13 protein-coding genes are annotated in these 17,162 nt (G+C 63.1%); 5 read left to right on the top strand and 8 right to left on the bottom strand.

The features are described from left to right. Positions 1-20: 20 nt before the first annotated feature. The 4 genes from HN018_RS16460 to sucC form a co-directional block, all read right to left on the bottom strand. Entirely contained in the window at positions 21-1,862 is a 1,842-nt protein-coding gene (locus tag HN018_RS16460; protein ID WP_171833055.1) for an ATP-binding protein, read from the bottom strand. Beyond that, positions 1,859-3,115 carry an SIR2 family protein gene (locus HN018_RS16455; RefSeq protein WP_171833056.1) on the bottom strand — a complete coding sequence of 419 codons (1,257 nt, stop codon included), beginning with the start codon at positions 3,113-3,115 and terminating at the stop codon, positions 1,859-1,861. Before HN018_RS16455 ends, HN018_RS16460 begins: the two co-directional genes overlap by 4 nt. An 865-nt stretch (positions 3,116-3,980) precedes the next feature. After that, entirely contained in the window at positions 3,981-4,856 is an 876-nt protein-coding gene (gene sucD / locus HN018_RS16450) for a succinate--CoA ligase subunit alpha (RefSeq protein ID WP_171833057.1), read from the bottom strand. Continuing rightward, positions 4,856-6,055: an ADP-forming succinate--CoA ligase subunit beta gene (gene sucC, locus HN018_RS16445; protein ID WP_171833058.1), complete on the bottom strand. Its 1,200-nt coding sequence runs from the start codon at positions 6,053-6,055 to the stop codon at positions 4,856-4,858. The genes sucD and sucC overlap by 1 nt, the downstream gene beginning before the upstream one ends. A gap of 354 nt (positions 6,056-6,409) precedes the next feature. Between sucC and HN018_RS16440 the strand changes: the two genes are divergently transcribed. The 4 genes from HN018_RS16440 to HN018_RS16425 all read left to right on the top strand — a co-directional run bounded on the left by HN018_RS16440 (position 6,410) and on the right by HN018_RS16425 (position 12,519). Then, a complete protein-coding gene (locus tag HN018_RS16440) occupies positions 6,410-7,279 on the top strand; it encodes an acyl-ACP desaturase (protein WP_171833510.1) in 870 nt (289 codons plus the stop codon). A gap of 82 nt (positions 7,280-7,361) precedes the next feature. Next, positions 7,362-9,512, top strand: coding sequence for a M13 family metallopeptidase (locus HN018_RS16435; protein WP_171833059.1), 2,151 nt, complete (start codon positions 7,362-7,364; stop codon positions 9,510-9,512). A 145-nt stretch (positions 9,513-9,657) separates the two neighbouring features. Further along, entirely contained in the window at positions 9,658-11,817 is a 2,160-nt protein-coding gene (locus HN018_RS16430) for a histidine kinase dimerization/phosphoacceptor domain -containing protein (protein WP_171833060.1), read from the top strand. Positions 11,818-11,871: 54 nt separating this feature from the next. Continuing rightward, complete coding sequence (locus tag HN018_RS16425) at positions 11,872-12,519, top strand: nucleoside triphosphate hydrolase (RefSeq protein WP_171833061.1); 648 nt, start codon at positions 11,872-11,874, stop codon at positions 12,517-12,519. A gap of 14 nt (positions 12,520-12,533) precedes the next feature. Here HN018_RS16425 and HN018_RS16420 read toward each other — a convergent pair whose 3' ends face one another. Both HN018_RS16420 and mntR read right to left on the bottom strand, forming a co-directional pair. After that, entirely contained in the window at positions 12,534-12,920 is a 387-nt protein-coding gene (locus HN018_RS16420; RefSeq protein WP_204259556.1) for a response regulator, read from the bottom strand. Positions 12,921-13,113: 193 nt separating this feature from the next. Then, complete coding sequence (gene mntR, locus HN018_RS16415) at positions 13,114-13,668, bottom strand: manganese-binding transcriptional regulator MntR (RefSeq protein WP_239478761.1); 555 nt, start codon at positions 13,666-13,668, stop codon at positions 13,114-13,116. On the opposite strand from mntR, the gene HN018_RS16410 reads away from it, so the two are divergent. After that, on the top strand, positions 13,661-14,995 hold the full coding sequence (locus tag HN018_RS16410) for an Nramp family divalent metal transporter (protein ID WP_239478758.1): 1,335 nt from the start codon (positions 13,661-13,663) through the stop codon (positions 14,993-14,995). The genes mntR and HN018_RS16410 overlap by 8 nt on opposite strands. A gap of 16 nt (positions 14,996-15,011) precedes the next feature. Here the strand turns inward: HN018_RS16410 and HN018_RS16405 are convergent, their stop codons facing one another. Both HN018_RS16405 and kaiC read right to left on the bottom strand, forming a co-directional pair. After that, complete coding sequence (locus HN018_RS16405; protein ID WP_171833062.1) at positions 15,012-15,356, bottom strand: circadian clock KaiB family protein; 345 nt, start codon at positions 15,354-15,356, stop codon at positions 15,012-15,014. Next, a complete protein-coding gene (gene kaiC / locus HN018_RS16400; RefSeq protein WP_171833063.1) occupies positions 15,343-17,130 on the bottom strand; it encodes a circadian clock protein KaiC in 1,788 nt (595 codons plus the stop codon). Before kaiC ends, HN018_RS16405 begins: the two co-directional genes overlap by 14 nt. Between the last annotated feature and the right edge of the window lie 32 nt (positions 17,131-17,162).

The raw sequence follows: 17,162 nt of genomic DNA, 5'->3' as shown, positions 1-17,162 counted from the left end.
AGTGCTTCAGGTCAGTCCTCTTAGGGTTCACGCCGCCAGCGCTTCACTACCGTTTCGATCGCTTCACGACTGATGGGAGGCTTCGCCCAGCCGTCCGCGAACTTGATGTCGTTTGAGTCTGGAAGTTGATCTTCGGCCAGTTCGCGAATTTTGATTCTTGCAGGAATGGCCGCAGCTTCACCGACAAAAATTGCTTCGCGCCTTACCAATGATGGTAACAGCTTTGTTAGTCCTGCAAGGCTGTCGGGCAGAAACCGTCCGACGTGCTCTTGGTCAACCGAGTTTGTGAGGCGCAGGATAATCCAACTGTTGCACTGAGAGAGTACGGTACTCTCGACATCCGCAGGGCGCTGCGAGACCAGCATTAAGCCGAGGCCGTACTTCCTGCCTTCCCGGGCTAGGCGTCGCACCGCAGTCTGTGCCGTCTCGTACTCAGCCTGACCATGGTTGGGGACGTACCGATGAGCTTCTTCGCAAACGAGTAACACAGGATCGCGTTCGCGCTCTTCGCGCGTCTGCCAGACCTTGTATTGAAACAGCAGCCTAGCGATGACTGCCGTCAGGGGACCGGCAACTTCGTTCGGGAGGCCAGAAATATCGATGATCCGAATATCTTTGCGCTCCTCCGCAGCTCCTCCGCCGACAAACTGCTCAATGATCGCGGCGAGGTCCGGATCGTCCACAGCAAAGTTCTTGAGTAGGAAAGACAAGCGCGGGTCGGCGCGTAAGACATTGAGTTTGTCAAGTATCGAGCGGTGGGACTTCGAGTCCGTGGCAGACTTTCGTTTGGCCGCGCCCTTGGCATCAACAGTTACGCCTTGCTCTTCAAAAATGTGAGCGACGAACTCATCGAGCGAGAATGGGAACGGCAAATCTCTATCAAACCCCGTGACCTTGTCGGAGTATTCCGGCTTTAGCGGCCGAGGATCGTCCGGGGAAATGACGGTCTGCTTGTCGACCCAATTCCTAGACGGCTCAATCAGACTCAGTTGGACCATGCGGGCGTGAGCCAGCGCCTTATAGACAATGTTGTTTTGTGTAGTGGCTTCTTCCTCGGTCTTGCCGATGACCAGCGAGCGAAACTCGTCGCCCGTCATGAGCCAGTAGGGAAGCCGAAGGATGGGTCTCGCGGCCTCTTCCCCGCCAGCGCTCGAATCATAGGCCCTATAGACGATGGCGCGGTCTCCGAACGCTTTAGCGTACTCGCCGTGCGGGTCGATGACGACGACACGCGGACGCCAAGTCGCACCTCCGACGGGCTGACGCAGCAAGCCATGAAGGAGAGCCGCTACGGTCGCCGACTTGCCGGAACCCGTCGATCCCAGAATGGCGCAGTGCTGGCCGAACATCTTGTTAATGTTGGCGCGGGCGACCGCCGCCTCTGCGCCTACGTAGCGGCCAATTTCCACCATCGGATCTTCACCGTCGCCGCGCTGTTGTTCAGCGGCGGTGAAAAGAGCCTGTACCTCCTGATGGGACATGAGGTAGACGCCCTGAAGCGGAAGTGGGTAAGTCGTCACGCCGCGACCGAACGCCAAACTGCTCTTGTTGGCGTGCCAAATGCCTTCTCCAAATAAATCGATTTCCATGACCCGTTGATCGCGCTCGGGCGGCAGCGGCGGGCCACCAATCGCTAGCTGCATCTCGGATCGCATGCGCAGAAGGCGAACGTAAGCGAAGAGGACGCGCCGACCAAAGTGGATCTTTACGACGCTCGCGATTTGGCCGACCGCGTAAACGCGCCCTTCGTAGGTTCGACTGAGTTCCGTAATGTCACCGTCGAGTTCGACCCGGGCTGTAGTTCCTGAAACCTCGACAATCGAGCCAATCCTGAGGTCCGGCACGACGTCGAAAGTTCTCATTTGGCAGCTCCCGGAGCATGGGCTTCTTCACTATTAAGAGCGGTGGCTACGATGGGCACAATCGACTCGACGCCTTGCTGTGGACCATCGCCCAGGAAGCGCGTGACCCCTTCAAACGTCCACCACTCGTGATCCTCGGCCTTCTGGCTAAGGTTGACAGTGCTGCCGTGGTAGAGGCCCCGGTTTGTGAGGACAAAGATACGGTTAGCCCAGGTCTTCGTCCTGAGCCACTCATCTAGACGTTTCGGCAAAGTGTGATTGCCGTCTGCGTTGACCTCTTGGACGAAGGCGATCAGCACCGTCTTGCAATCGGATCTGACCATGGCTTCTTCGATTTGGAGGTCGACATGCTCGTCCCCAAAACTGTAACCGCAAATCGCGAACACCATTGGACCGGACGACCGCAACACACTGCGGAGCCGCTCGAATAGGGATGCGAACGGGTCTCGCTGGGTCGCAACGTATTTTGTAGCCTGCGGATAGATTAGGACATTGCCGGCACGATCGGGATAACCGCACCCCTCGCGACAGCGGATCACCGAGCCGTTCGGTTCAGCGTGCCAATCGATCGAGCCATGTAGCTTGACGAGGTGAGCAGTTACCCGACCGCCGGCGCTCGTTTCAGCATAGGCCGTTTCAGGAGACCAATAAGCCATCGCGCCGCCACTAAATCCATCAGCAAAGCTGATCCGCTCAAGCGCGAGAGCGTCTTCGATGAGAGTGTCATAGTTCAGGGTAAAAAAGTGCAATGGCCGCATTGGCCGCCCGGCTTTGTCCCGAGCGGCGAAGAGAGTGCGCATAAATGACCGGTGATGATCAACTGTTACCACGTGCTCGCCGTCAGCGGCGACCTTGGGCGCGTCTTCACCCGCCGCAGGATGATAGCCATGACGAATGACGTCACGAATCGCGTCACGGATATTGCCGTGGAGCGCTCGAAGGGTTCTTAAGTCCTGGTCTACTCCGGCGATGGCTGCGGTCTGATTCTTTGACCGCTCCGCCAGAGTAATAAAGTCGCCGAGCTGGCTCAAGACGTGTTCGATATGGGCGTTGGCAGGGAGGCTCGACCTAAGCGCAATAAACAATGCATGGTGGCTTGTGGCTGCATCCGCATAGTTGGCGGCGACAAGCTCCGTGAGCGGATACATCAGTGGAAGGCCGGAGCGGCAGCTGATGCCTGCTCCAAACAGCCATGCTTGCCGTTCAGAAGTAAGATGAGCCGTCACATCCTCAACCGCAGCATCGAAGTCCATCGTCATTCCGACTGCGCCCCTTCTAATAAGCAGAATGACGCTGGTGACGCGCTCCAGCGTGTTTAACAAGCATTACTATAAACCTTGTCGTTTCACTTTTACAGCTCTTGCCCGCACTCGCTGTAGCGAGCTGGGGCACTGCCATGCGGCGGTGGCGCTCGGCCGGAAAAACGGGCTGCTTGCCGGATCCGGCGGCAAGCGCGCTGCCACGATTACTCAGGTGGTCTCCGCATTTCGGACAGGTGGTTGAGCTTGGTTCACTCTGATGAGAGGACGGACCCGATGAAGGCAAACGCGCGCGGTAATTAGTGGGTTCGGTAGTAGCGGAACCGAAACTGCATTTCGGCTGGCGGGTTCTGACCCTAAAGAGCCGTTTATGACTTACCTCGAACTGGTTGCCCGCGAGGCAGCATGTGTCTCTTCCTGACCGTGGCTGAGGTAGAGTTCTTTAAATCTAGCTAATAGCAGCGGAGCATGTGACTTAAAGATTCGTCTAATGGATTTCGGTTGCTTATCCGGCTTCGTCACCATCACGGGCATCAGGTGGCTTCATGCTTGCCTCTCCGAGAAGTAGAGGATGAACGGACGGCTGCACGGGGGAAAGTTTTAATCAGCGCTCAACGTTCATCTTGATGGTCGAAAACCGCCGAAGAAGTGTGTCCGTATAGCGTCTGCTTTTGCACACTGGGCACAGCAGACAGGGAGCTTTTGGCTAGAAACGGCTGTCTCAACTGATTCTACAACAATCTGCTATCGGATTGTATATCGCTATTTCGCTAACGGGCCGATTGAGCCACCCAGCTTTAAATAGGGGTGGAGGGGACGACCGTCCCCTCCCGGGTCCAGGGCAGAGCCCTGACTTGCTTTAACCCTTCAGCGCCTTGATCATCGTCTCGCCCAGCAACGACGGGCTGGACGCGACGTGGATACCCGCGGACAGCATCGCCTCGATCTTTGCGGCAGCGGTGTCGTTGCCGCCGGTGATGACGGCGCCCGCATGGCCCATGCGACGGCCCGGAGGGGCGGTCACGCCGGCGATGAAGCCGACGGTCGGCTTCTTAACCTTGTGGCTCTTCAGGAAATGCGCGGCGTTGATTTCGGACGCGCCACCGATTTCGCCGATCATGACGATCGAGGTGGTTTCATCGTCGGCCAGGAACATCTCCAGCACCTCGATGAAGTCCATGCCCTTGACCGGGTCGCCGCCGATGCCGACGCAGGTGCTCTGGCCGAGGCCGACCGCCGTGGTCTGCGCGACCGCCTCGTAGGTCAGCGTGCCCGAGCGGGACACGATGCCGACCTTGCCGGGCCGGTGGATGTGGCCGGGCATGATGCCGATCTTGCACTGGTCGGGGGTGATGATGCCCGGGCAGTTCGGGCCGATCAGCAGGCTCTTGCTGTGCTGAAGCGCGCTCTTCACCCGCACCATGTCGAGCACCGGGATGCCCTCGGTGATGCAGATGATCAGCGGCACTTCGGCGGCGATCGCCTCGAGGATCGAGTCCGCGGCGAACGGCGGCGGCACGTAGATCACCGAGGCGTCGGCGCCAGTGCGCTCGCGCGCCTCGGCGACGGTGTCGAACACCGGCAGGTTCAGGTGGGTGGTGCCGCCCTTACCGGGGGTGACGCCGCCGACCATCTTCGTGCCGTAGGCGATCGCCTGCTCGGCGTGGAAGGTCCCCTGCGAGCCGGTGAAGCCCTGGGTGATGACCTTGGTCTGGCTGTTGACGAGGATCGACATCAGGCTTTCGCCCCCTTGACGGCCGCGACGATCTTGCGGGCGGCGTCCGACAGATCGCTGGCATTGATGATCGGCAGGCCGCTATCGTTGATCAGCTGCTGGCCGAGCTCGACGTTGGTGCCTTCGAGGCGAACCACCAGCGGCACGGTGAGCTTCACCTCGCGCGAGGCTTCGATCACCGCGGTGGCGATGATGTCGCAGCGCATGATGCCGCCGAAGATGTTGACCAGCAGGCCTTCGACGTTCGGATCCGACAGCAGGATCTTGAAGGCCGCGACCACGCGCTCCTTGGTGGCGCCGCCGCCGACATCGAGGAAGTTGGCAGGCTCGGCGCCTTCCAGCTTGATGATGTCCATGGTCGCCATCGCCAGGCCGGCACCGTTGACCATGCAGCCGATATTGCCGTCGAGGGCGATGTAGGAGAGGCCGTGGCGGGCTGCTTCCAGCTCCTTCGGGTCCTCTTCGCTCTCGTCGCGGAGGTCTTCGAGCTCGGGATGACGGAACAGCGCGTTGTCGTCGAAGGTCATTTTCGCATCGAGCGCCACCAGGCTGCCGTCGCCGGTCACCACGAGCGGGTTGATCTCGATCGAGGCGGCGTCGAGCGCCACGAAGGCGGTGTAGATGGCGCGCACCACCTTGGCGAAGTGGCCGATCGACTTGCCGGTCAGCTGGAGGCCGGCGGCGAGGTCGCGGGCGATGTAGTCCGAGTAGCCCAGCGCCGGGTCGATGGTGGCGTTGAGGATCTTCTCCGGGCTGTTATGGGCGATCTCCTCGATCTCCATGCCGCCCTCGCGCGAGGCGATCATGGCGATCCGGCCGCTCTCGCGATCGGTCAGCATCGAGAAATACAGCTCGTGCTTGATGTCGCAGCCGGCCTCGATATAGAGGCGGTTGACCTGCTTGCCGGCCGGGCCGGTCTGCTTGGTGACCAGGATATGGCCCAGCATCGCGGTCGCGGCTTCCTCGGCCTCGGCCGGGGTCTTGACCAGGCGGACACCGCCCTTGCCGTTCGGGTCGTTGGCGAAGCGGCCGGCACCGCGGCCGCCGGCATGGATCTGCGACTTCACGACATAGACCGGGCCGGGCAATGTGCGGGCCGCGGTCAGCGCCTCTTCCGGGGAGCGTGCGACACGCCCCGCGAGCACGGGCAGGCCATATCCCTTGAGCAGGGTCTTGGCCTGGTATTCGTGGATGTTCATGGCCGCGAGGGCTCCTTCCGGTGTGGTCCGGCCCTCCGATCCGGTCGATGCCTGGCCCGGCCCGGCCGGGGGTGGCAGTGCGAACGGTTGGCTGGCGTCTTGTCGATGGCCCTGGACGACGAGGCCCCCGAACTGCGGGGATGTTTGCATCGGCCCGGGCATAAAGTCACGCCACGGCGTGCGACGATCGCCGTGGTCACGGCTGTGGCAGAACGGCCACGGAGTGGGGGACTGTTGCTCCGGGTTCGCCGAACCGATGGCATTGTGACAGACTTGAGGCTGTCACGGGCGGGCCGGTCCCGGCCACAAGGGGCCGGCGGCATGGCGCGCCGACGGAAGCAGGAGCAGGACGGAATGAAGCACTGGCGGATCGAGGATGTGTCCTGGGACCGGTTCGACCCGGCCCTCGTGGATCTCGATGTGCTTCGGATGGTCAAGGCGGCCTCTGTGGTCGAGCGCAACGGGCTCGACTATGCGGTCTATCTGAACAACGTCTTCACCGACGATCCGGACTTCAAGGGCGCGGTCGATAACTGGGCGATCGAGGAAGTGCAGCACGGCGACGCGCTCGGCCATTGGGCGATGCTGGCCGATCCGGGCTGGGACTACCCGTCCAGTTTCGAGCGCTACCGCTCGTCGTACCATATCCCGCTGGAGGTCGACGCCTCGGTGCGCGGCAGCCGTACCGGCGAATTGATCGCCCGCTGCATGGTCGAGACCGGCACGTCGAGCTTCTACACCGCCATGGCCGAGGCGACCGAGGAGCCGGTGCTCAAGCTGATCTGCAAGCAGATCGCGGCGGACGAGTATCGTCACTTCAAGTTGTTCTACGATCACATGCATCGCTACCTGAAGCGCGAGAAGCTGGGCGTGATGAGCCGCACCCGCATCGCGCTGGGTCGCATCACCGAGAGCGAGGATGACGAGCTCGCCTACGCCTATCACTGCACCAACGAGGGCGACGGGGTGGCGTACGACCACAAGCGCTGTATCGCCGCCTACATGTCGCGGGCGATGGGCTTCTATCGCCGCAGCCATATCGAGCGGGCGATGGGCATGATGTTCAAGACGATCGGCTTCACGCCGCACGGGCGCGTCTCCAAGTTCGCCGCGCGCATGGCGTTCGCCGCGATGCAGGCACGCCGCCGGAAATTCGCCCGCATCATGGCCAGGCGCCCGGCAACCGTGCGGCGGCCGCAAACCGAGGCGCTCGCCACCGGCTGATCGACCGTCATCCGGCGGCTTGACAGGCTGGGCCCGATCCTTGCTCTGCTCGCCGTTACAACATGAGCAGGGGCACTTCGACGTGGGATTTGGCGAACGACATGACGGCAGCGGTCCGCGCACCAACCGGACGCTCCGGCTGGCCCTGCTGACGGCAACGAGCCTCTGCCTTCTGGCCGGTGTTGCCGGTGCGCAGACGGCGTCCCCGACTGCCGCCGTCACGACGGCGCCGGCTGCCGCAACGCCCGCTCCGGCGCCTGCCGCGGTCGATCCGAGCGACACCTTCACGCCCTGGGGCTTCAACCTGGCTGGGCGCGACACCTCGGCCAAGCCGGGCGACAGCTTCTTCGACTACGCCAACGGCACGGCCATCAAGGAGATGGTGATCCCGAGCGACCACACCTCCTGGGGCGCGTTCAACAAGCTGGCCGAACTGTCCCGCACCCGCGTGCAGGACATCCTGAAGCAGGTATCGGCCAATCCGGTGCAGAACCCGGTCACGATCGAGCAGAAGCTCGGTGCCTATTATGCGTCGTTCATGGACGAGAAGACGATCGAAGCGCGCGGCATGCAGCCGCTCGCCCCCGATCTCGACGCGGTCAAGGCGGTCACCGACCGGACCGCGTTCGCCGCCCTGCTCGGCGACGCGCAGCACAACTACCAGACCTCGCTGTTCGGCCTGTCGATCCAGCCGGATGCCAAGGACCCGACCAGATATTCGGTCGGTCTGGCCCAGGGTGGCACCGGCCTGCCGGATCGCGACTACTACTCGAAGCCGGAATTCGCCGCCAAGAAAACCGCCTACCAGGCCTATGTGGCGCAGATGCTCAAGCTGGTGAACTGGCCGGACGCGGACCAGGCGGCGCCGGCGGTGGTCGCGTTCGAGACGAAGCTCGCACAGGCGCACTGGGCGCGTGCCGACGAGCGCGATCCGGACAAGACCTACAACCCGACCAAACTGGCGGACCTCGTGAAGCAGGCGCCCGGCTTCGACTGGCGGACCTATTTCGCGAAGGCCGACCTGCCGCACGCCGACACGATCGTGCTGGCCGAGAAATCCGCGATCGCCGCCGAGGCGAAGATCGCCGGTGCGACCGACCTCGTCACGCTGCGGGCCTGGCTGGCGTTCCATCTGGTCGACGATGCCGCCGACAATCTGAGTTCGCCGTTCGTGAACGCATCGTTCGAGTTCCACGGCAAGATGCTGTCCGGCCAGCCGGAGATCGAGGTGCGCTGGAAGCGTGCGGTTGCGGCGACCAGCGGCGCCATGGGCATGGCGATCGGCAAGGTCTACGCGGCACGGTATTTCCCGCCCGAGGAAAAGGCGGCGATGGAGACGCTGACCGGCGAGTTGAAGGCGGCATTCCGGATCCGGCTGCAGCACAATGCCTGGATGAGCGACGCGACCAAGAAGGCCGCGATCCGGAAGCTCGACAACCACCTGATCCAGATCGGCTACCCGAACAAGTGGCGCGACTATTCCGGCCTCGAGGTGCATGCCGACGATCTGTACGGCAATGCGAAACGATCGGTCGCCTTCGAGTGGGCCTACTGGGTCGGCCACCAGGGTCACGTCGTCGATCGCGACGAGTGGGACATGACGCCGCAGACGGTGAATGCCTACAACAACCCGCCCTTCGACGAGGTGGTGTTCCCGGCTGCCATCCTGCAGCCGCCGTTCTTCAACAAGGATGCAGACCCGGCCATCAACTATGGTGCGATCGGCGGCGTCATCGGCCACGAGATGACGCACAGCTTCGACGACGAGGGCCGCAAGTTCGACGAGAAGGGCCGCCTGCACGACTGGTGGACCAAGGAGGATGCCAAGCGCTTCCAGGTGCGTGCCGACCGGCTCGGCGCGCAATACAGCGCGCTCGAGCCGTTCCCCGGCGCGCATGTGAACGGCAAGCTGACGATGGGCGAGAACATCGCCGACCTGGGCGGGCTGACGCTGGGGCTGGATGCGTATCACGCCTTCCTGAACGGCAAGCCGGCACCTGTGATCGACGGGCTGACCGGCGACCAGCGCGTGTTCCTGGGCTGGGCGCAGGTCTGGCGCCAGAAGGTGCGCCCTGATCGGGCGCGGATGCTGCTGGTGACCGATCCGCATTCGCCGCCATCGGCACGGGTGAACATGCCGATGCACAACATCGATGGCTGGTACAAGGCCTGGAACGTGAAGCCCGGTGACAAGCTCTATCTGGCCCCGAAGGATCGCGCCCAGATCTGGTAAGCCGGCTCGCGTGAGGACGGCCTTATTCAAGGCTGTCTAACTATCGCGGCCATCGCGTATGATCGGTCATCGCCTGCCTGAGATCCCGGGCGCAGGCGGCTGAGAGCCGTGCAGTGCTCCCGCCTTGGCGCGAGGAGCACTGTCGATGGAGATCCTGTTCACACCGACCGAAGGCTCCTCCTGCGACCGGGAGCCCATTCGTACGCCGGGGTCGATCCAGCCGCACGGCATCATGCTGGTGGCGTCGATCGACAGCCTGCTCGTCACGCATGTCGCGGGCGACGTCGAGCGCGTGCTCGGCATCGAGGACTGGCACGGCCAGGGTCTTGACATCATGCTGGGCGAGACGCTCGCGGCGAACATCGCGTCCCTCCGCGGTCCGGATGCCGTGGATGGTTTCATGGGCCAGCTCCGGACGACCGCCGGCGCCCTGCTGGATGTGAATGTCCATCGCAGCGTCCCGCACCTCATCATCGAGCTGGAGCCGGCCAACGACGTCGGCGTGCGGGCCGGGCAGGCGATGGAGCGGGTGGCGATCATCGCGGCGGGGTTTGAGCAGTCGGCGTCGCCGATCGATGTTTGCAGGCGGGCGGCGGCGGAGGTCCGCATCCTTACCGGTTTCGACCGCGTAATGGTTTACCAGTTTCTCGACGATGGCGCCGGAACCGTGCTGGCCGAGGACCGGCATGACGACGTGCACGGGTTTCTCAACCATCATTTCCCGGGTTCGGACATTCCGCAACAGGCGCGCGAGCTCTATGTGCGCAACCTGTTCCGGGTGATCCCGGACTCGTTCTACCAGCCGGCCGAGCTGAGACCGGCCTGGACCGATCCGCAGCCGCTCGACATGAGCGATGCCAGCCTGCGCAGCGTCTCGCTGATCCATGTGCGCTACCTGCAGAACATGGGGGTGCGGGCGTCCGCATCGTTCTCGATCGTGATCGGCGGCATTCTGTGGGGACTGGTCGCGTGTCACAACATGATCCCGCGCAGGATCCCGCACGATGTCCGCATCACCTGCCGGGCGCTGGTCGGCAATCTCGCCCTGCAGATCAAGGCGAAGGAGGAGGCGGAAGGCTATCTCCAGCGGATCCGGCTGCGCGCCTGCGAGGACGAGATCGTCGCGGTGCTGTCCGAGGAGGGCCCGCTCGAGACCGTGCTCTCGAGCCATCTCGACGAGGTCGGCCGCATGATGAACGGCGATGGCGTCGCCGTGCTGCGCGGGCACGAGCTGGTCAGCACCGGCCATTGCCCCGCCGAGCACGAGCTGCGCGAGCTGGCGGTCTGGCTGATCGCGCGCAGCCTGGTGCCAGTTTTCGCCAGTGCCAGTCTTGCAAAAACCTATCCTGAGGCGGAACGGTTCCAGAAATTCGGCAGTGGCCTGCTGGCGATCACCTTGTCCGCCGACGAGCCCTGGCTGCTGTGCTGGTTCAGGGCCGAGCGGCTAGAAACGGTCAACTGGGCCGGCAATCCACACAAGCCAGCCGAAACCGATCATGCCGCGCCGTTGACGCCCCGGGCGTCGTTCGCCGACTGGTCGGAAACCGTCAGCGGCCGTGCACGGCCCTGGTCGGTCGCGGAGGTCGAGGCCGCCACCAGGCTGCGGGCGGTGCTGCTGGAGGTGCAGCACAACCGCCGGACCCGGGAGCTCAACCAGCGGCTGACCCGAATCCTGCTGGAAAAGGACCTGCTGCTGCTGCAGAAGGAGCTGGCGATCGGCGAGGTGAATCATCGCGTCCAGAACAGCCTCGGCCTGGTCTCGAGTTTTCTTGCCATGCAGTCGCGCGCATCGACCGATCCCGGCCTGCACGCCGCGCTGGAAGAGGCGCGGCGGCGCTTGACCGCGGTGGCACTGGTACATCGGCGCCTGTATCGCGGCGACACGATCGACCGGATCGATGCCGGCCATTATGTCCGGGAGCTCTGCGCGGACACCTTCGCGTTCATGGGCCAGGACTGGATGGGACACTTCACCCTGGACGTCGATGCGGTCATGATCCCCGCCGACTGGGCGGTCACGCTCGGACTGGTCCTCACCGAGTTGCTGATCAACGCCAACAAATATGCCTATGCGGGTGCGTCGGGCCCGATCCGGGTCGGGCTGGATCGGACGCCGACGCATGTCAGCATGGTCGTAGCGGACCGGGGCATCGGCCGAAGCTCGCACCAGATGGGTTTCGGCTCCCGGATCATGGATGGGCTGGTCAAGCAGCTTGGCGGAACGTTGACCGAAACCGACAACCAGCCGGGTCTGCGGGTCGAGATCAGCATCCCGATCCAGCCGGTGGCGGCGATCCCGATGTGATCGTATGAAGTCTGCCACCCGATTCGAGCCGCATCGGGCATGGAGCACGAAACAATGTCCGAGCACCTGACCGTTTCGTCCCTGGTCGAGCGGGTCCTGGCCGAACAGTCGGCGTCGCGCCGGATCATCGCGATCGCCGGTGCTCCCGGTTCCGGCAAGTCGACGACCGCCGAGACGCTCAAGGAGCGGATCAATGCCGTGCGCCCCGGTCATGCCGATATCCTGCCGATGGATGGCTATCATTTCGACGACATGGTGCTGAACGCACGTGGCGACCGCGCCCGCAAGGGATCGCCGCACACATTCGATCTGGATGGGTTCCGCGCCATGCTGCAACGTCTGCGCGCCGATGACGGACGTGATATCGCGGTGCCGGTGTTCGACCGGTCGATCGAGATCGCGCGTGCCGGCGGCCGTATCGTCCCGGCATCGGCCCGCATCATCCTGGCGGAAGGAAACTACCTGCTCCTGGACCAGCCGGGCTGGCGGGATCTCGGCCCGCTGTTCGATCTGACCGTCATGCTCGATGTCACCGAGGACATACTGGTAGAACGACTGCTCGAGCGCTGGGCAGGGTTCGATTATGACGAGGCGGCGATCGTCACCAAGATGGAAGGGAACGACCTCCCGAACGTGCGGCTGGTGCTTGCCAACAGCCGCCCGGCCGACATCATGATCAGCAGCCCCGAGACGCCTGCCTGAACAGGCCGGCCGATCTACCTGGCGAGCGGATCCATCCCGCTGGTCGATGCCCCGGCGGTCGCGGCCCGCAGCGCGTCGGCCAGTTGCTGCTCGCGGAACGGCTTGGTCACGACCAGCACGTTGCGAAGGTTTTCCGGCAGCCCGGCCCTTCCGTATCCGGTGGCGAAGATGAACGGGATATGTCGGTCCACCAGCATCTCCGCGATCGGATAGCTGAGCTTTCCATGCAGATTCACGTCGAGCACCGCGACGTCGATGTCCAGCGTGCGTGCCTTTTCCAGCCCGTCATCGAGATGCGATGCGACCGCGACGACATCGTAGCCGAGATGATCCAGGCAATCCTCGATCATCATCGAGATCATCGCCTCGTCCTCGACGATCAGCACACGGTTCAGGAACAAGGTGCCTGTCCCGAAATATGGTCAGATTGTCGGCGTAAAGAACAGTGCGCTACCACGATCAGGCTGAGTGAAGATCCGGTCTTCATGCGGGCGCGTTGAAACGGTTCACATCGAACCACGCTGCGTGCGTGCGCCACTCACTATAATTTCAACCATCACGGTTATCTCGTGATGTATTAACTGCGATGCTCGCTCAATCGGGATCAATTGCGCGTGTGCAAGGCTTTTGCGACGCCGTCAGGAAGCGTTCGAACGCTTCGAGCGTCGCGTTCGAGACATGGTGTTCGATCCCCTCGGCATCGGCCTCTGCCTCGGCTTCCGGCACCCCGACCGCACGCAGCAACGCCACGACGACCCGATGCCGACGCCGGACACGGGCCGCCATGGCCTGGCCGGTCTCGGTGAGGGATACGCCGCGATAGGGCAGGGTAGTTGCCAACCCTTCGCGTCCAAGCCGGCCGATGCTCTTGATGACGCTGGCGTGGCTGACCCCGAGATGGCGCGCCAGCGAGCTGGGGCCGACCGCCTGGCCTTCGCCGGCGAGATCGGAAATCAGTTCGACATAGTCCTCCAGCAGCACGCGCGTCTGTGCAGTCCGCGCGCGGTCATGATGTTCCGCCAGCACGGGCCGCTCGCCGTCCTTGTCGTGCTGCAGTGCCGGGTGTCGCGGGCTTGTCATGTCGGCGGCACGATAACGCCATTCGGGGCGGTTGACCGAATTGTAGCCGAGGCTACACTTGGTGTACACGATCTCATCGCGGCTGGTTCCCTTTTCCGGAAAGTCTCTCCTCATCGCCACCTCTCCGACCCTGACCGACCGGACCCAGCATGCCCTCGGCGAAACCCTCAGCGGTCGGCGCCATGGCATCCGTAGCCTGCTGCCGCTGATGGGGCCGGCTGTCGTGGCGTCGGTCGCCTATGTCGATCCGGGCAACTATGTCGCCAACATCCAGGCCGGTGCCCGCTACGGCTACGCGCTGCTCTGGGTCGTGGTGGTGGCCAACCTGATCGCGATGTTCTTCCAGGCACAGGCGGCCCGGCTCGGCATCGTCACCGGCCGCAACCTGGCCGAACTGTCGCGCGACCGCTTCTCGACCCCGGTGACGATGGCGATGTGGCTGCTCACCGAGGCGGCAGCGATGGCAACCGACCTCGCCGAATTCATCGGCGGTGCGGTCGGGTTGTCGCTGCTGCTGCATGTGGGCCTGCTGGTCGGCATGTCGACCATGGGCGTGCTGACACTGCTGCTGCTCAACATGCAGAAGCGCGGCTTCCGACCGCTGGAGATCGTGATCGCCGGCCTGGTCGCGGCGATCAGCATCAGCTACCTCGGCGAGCTGCTGATCGCGCCGGCCGACTGGGGAGCGGTGCTGTATCACAGCGTTGTGCCGAGCATTCCCGATCCGGCCGCGATCACCCTGTGCATCGGCCTGGTCGGCGCCACGGTCATGCCGCACGCGATCTACCTGCATTCGAGCCTGACCCAGAACCGGGTCGTCCTGCACAACGACACCGAGCGGGCCCGCATGGTCCGGTTCTCGAACCGCGAGGTGGTGTTCGCGCTGACCATCGCCGGGCTGGTGAACATGGCAATGGTGGTCATGGCCGCCTGCTTCCATGGCAACCACGCCGAGATCGACAGCCTGGAAGGCGCTTACCACACGCTGACGCCGTTGCTCGGCCGCGCGGCCGCGCTGATCTTCCTGATCTCGCTTTTGGCGTCGGGCCTGTCGAGTTCGCTGGTGGCCACGATGGCCGGTCAGGTGGTGATGCAGGGGTTCGTCGGCTTCCGAATCCCGATCTGGATCCGCCGGCTGGTGACGATGCTGCCGTCGTTCATCGTGATCGCGCTCGGCGCCAACGTGACCAGCGCCTTGCTGTGGAGTCAGGTGGTGCTGAGCTTCGTGCTGCCGCTGCCGATGATCACCCTGTTGATGATCAGCCGAGACAGGCGGGTGATGGGCCGGTTCCGCATGAACGGCCGGACCCTGGTCATGGCCTCGATCATGGTGGCCTTCGTGTCGATCCTGAACGTGACGCTTCTGCTTCAGACTGCCGGACTGCTGCCTGCGTGACCCCGCAGCCGGTGTGTCAGTCCTTCGACAGTCCTGCGAGAACGCCTTCCAGCTGGCTCCGGTCGGCCAGATCTCCCATCAGCACGATCCGTTTGTCGCCGCAAAGCCCGATGAGCGTCGGAGTGACGATGACACCCTCGGTAACGGCGCGCCTGGGCTGCAGGAACACATCGATCACTTCCAGGAAACGGAGCACGCGCTCGTGCTTCAGGGACGCGAGCACGGTAGTCAGATTGCGTTCCGCGCGCACCGAGTTGGGCGTGGACCGGGCCACATAAAGTCGCAGGTAGACGGCCGGCTCTTCACCGGCGCCCTCGCCGGAGGCGTCGATGCCGTCCGGGGGCGGGTCAACCGGATGCATTGTTTTGATCCTGTAGGATATCCTGGGTTGTCGAAATTTCTGCCGGAGGGAGATCGTCGGTAGCACGTCTCAGCCCCAGCCGCTCGATGGCGGCTTCGCGGTAGACTTCCTGACGATTCTTTTCGGCCAGGGTGAGCAGGTCGGCCTCCCGCTGCTTCCATCCAAGTTCCAGTGCAGCCGCCTGGACCTGTGCACGCGCTTCCGCCAGTTGACGGTCAAGATTGAGGCGTTGTCGTTCCGCGACGATCTGCTCGAGGACATGGAGCCGCTCGGTCTCGGCTTCCTTCTGCGCCCGCCCACTCCCCATCAGTACTTCACCCTCGGCAACATAGACGTCGACGAGATCGATCCCGGACGCCTCGAGCACCAGCTGACGCACCTGGTTCGAATGTCCGGTGCCCCTCGATTTGATGATGGTCAGCGCGCGATTACGTTCTCCGTCGCGAGCGACATACGAAACATGCAGCCATGTATCGGCGATCGTTGACACCTGGCTTGCCGACAACTCGGTGCTGTGGCTCGCCTGGTCCAGCAATGAGGTGCACACCACGGTGGCTCCCCTCGACTTCGCCATGTCCAGGAGGTTCTCGCAGATCATCGCCGAGAATGGATAATCCGTTTTCAACAACGCGGAAATCGGGTCGATGACCAGGCAATCGGTCCGGTCAGCCTCGAACTGGTTCCGGATTTCAACAAAGAATTGTTCCGGGCTTCGCCCTCCCGAGAGGAACGAGCAGATGGAGAGCAGGCCGCTCTCGATATGAGGAGCAAGGTCGATCCCGATCGAGCTCATGTTCGCAACGATCTGGGCGCCGCTCTCATCGAAGCTGACCAGCAAAGCACGATCACCGCGAGCACAGGCCGCGGCAATGAAACTGACGGCCAGGCTGGTCTTGGATGTACCGGGTGAACCCGAGATCAAGGTGCTGCTGCCGCGGAGATACCCCCCATTGAGCAGCGCATCGAGCCTTGGCACGCCCGAGGATAGCCGGTCCAGGAAGGTGGGATAATCAACCCGTTGTCCCTTGAAAGCGACAACATCGATGCCGGATGATCCAATGACGACGGGCACCGGGTTGCCTGCAAATCCGGATCCTCGATACTTGGCGATGCGGATGGTCCGTGACGATCCGGTCGCCGTGACGGTTTCTGTCAGGACGATGAGGCAGTCGGTCATATAGAGGAGGAAATCGGCCCGGATCTGGTCCCGGTCTCCGGCTACGAATGTCTTGACCGTCACGATAGCCGATATATCCGAATTGCTTATCCAATGACCGAGGCGCAGCAACTCCTGCCGCTCGAGCCGTTCGTCCTGAAGACTGCTGAGCAACATGTCGATCCCGTCGAACACGATGTTGCGTGCACCGATCTCCTCGACCAGTGCGGTCAGTCCGGCAAGCAAGCCATCGATGTCGAACGCGCCGGTCATCACGGCTTGTTCCGGTAGCCGTGCATCGACAAACCGGAACATCGGGTTTTCGAGAATGTCGGCCTTCCAGTCGAAGGAGGCGATGTTGCTCCGGATCCGGGACAGCGGTTCCTCGAACGTGACAAAGATGCAAGCCTCGTCGAGCGTAATCAGGCGATTGATAATGGTCTGAAGCGCGAATACCGTCTTGCCCGCGCCGGGGGAACCGACGACAGCCGTCAGCCGACCTCGCGGCAGTCCACCGAAGCTGATCTCGTCGAATCCCGGTATGCCGGTGATGACCTTCTCGATTGTCCGGCCATGCGGTACGCTCGGTGCCTTGGCAGCTGGTTCCTTTGCATTCATTGCGGGCTTGTCTCCATCTTCTGTTCCCGATA

Source organism: Lichenicola cladoniae, assembly GCF_013201075.1.
GTDB classification, from domain to species: Bacteria; Pseudomonadota; Alphaproteobacteria; order Acetobacterales; family Acetobacteraceae; genus Lichenicola; species Lichenicola cladoniae.
Note: the sequence above shows the minus strand (reverse complement) of the source record. Positions and strands in the feature narration are given on the sequence as shown.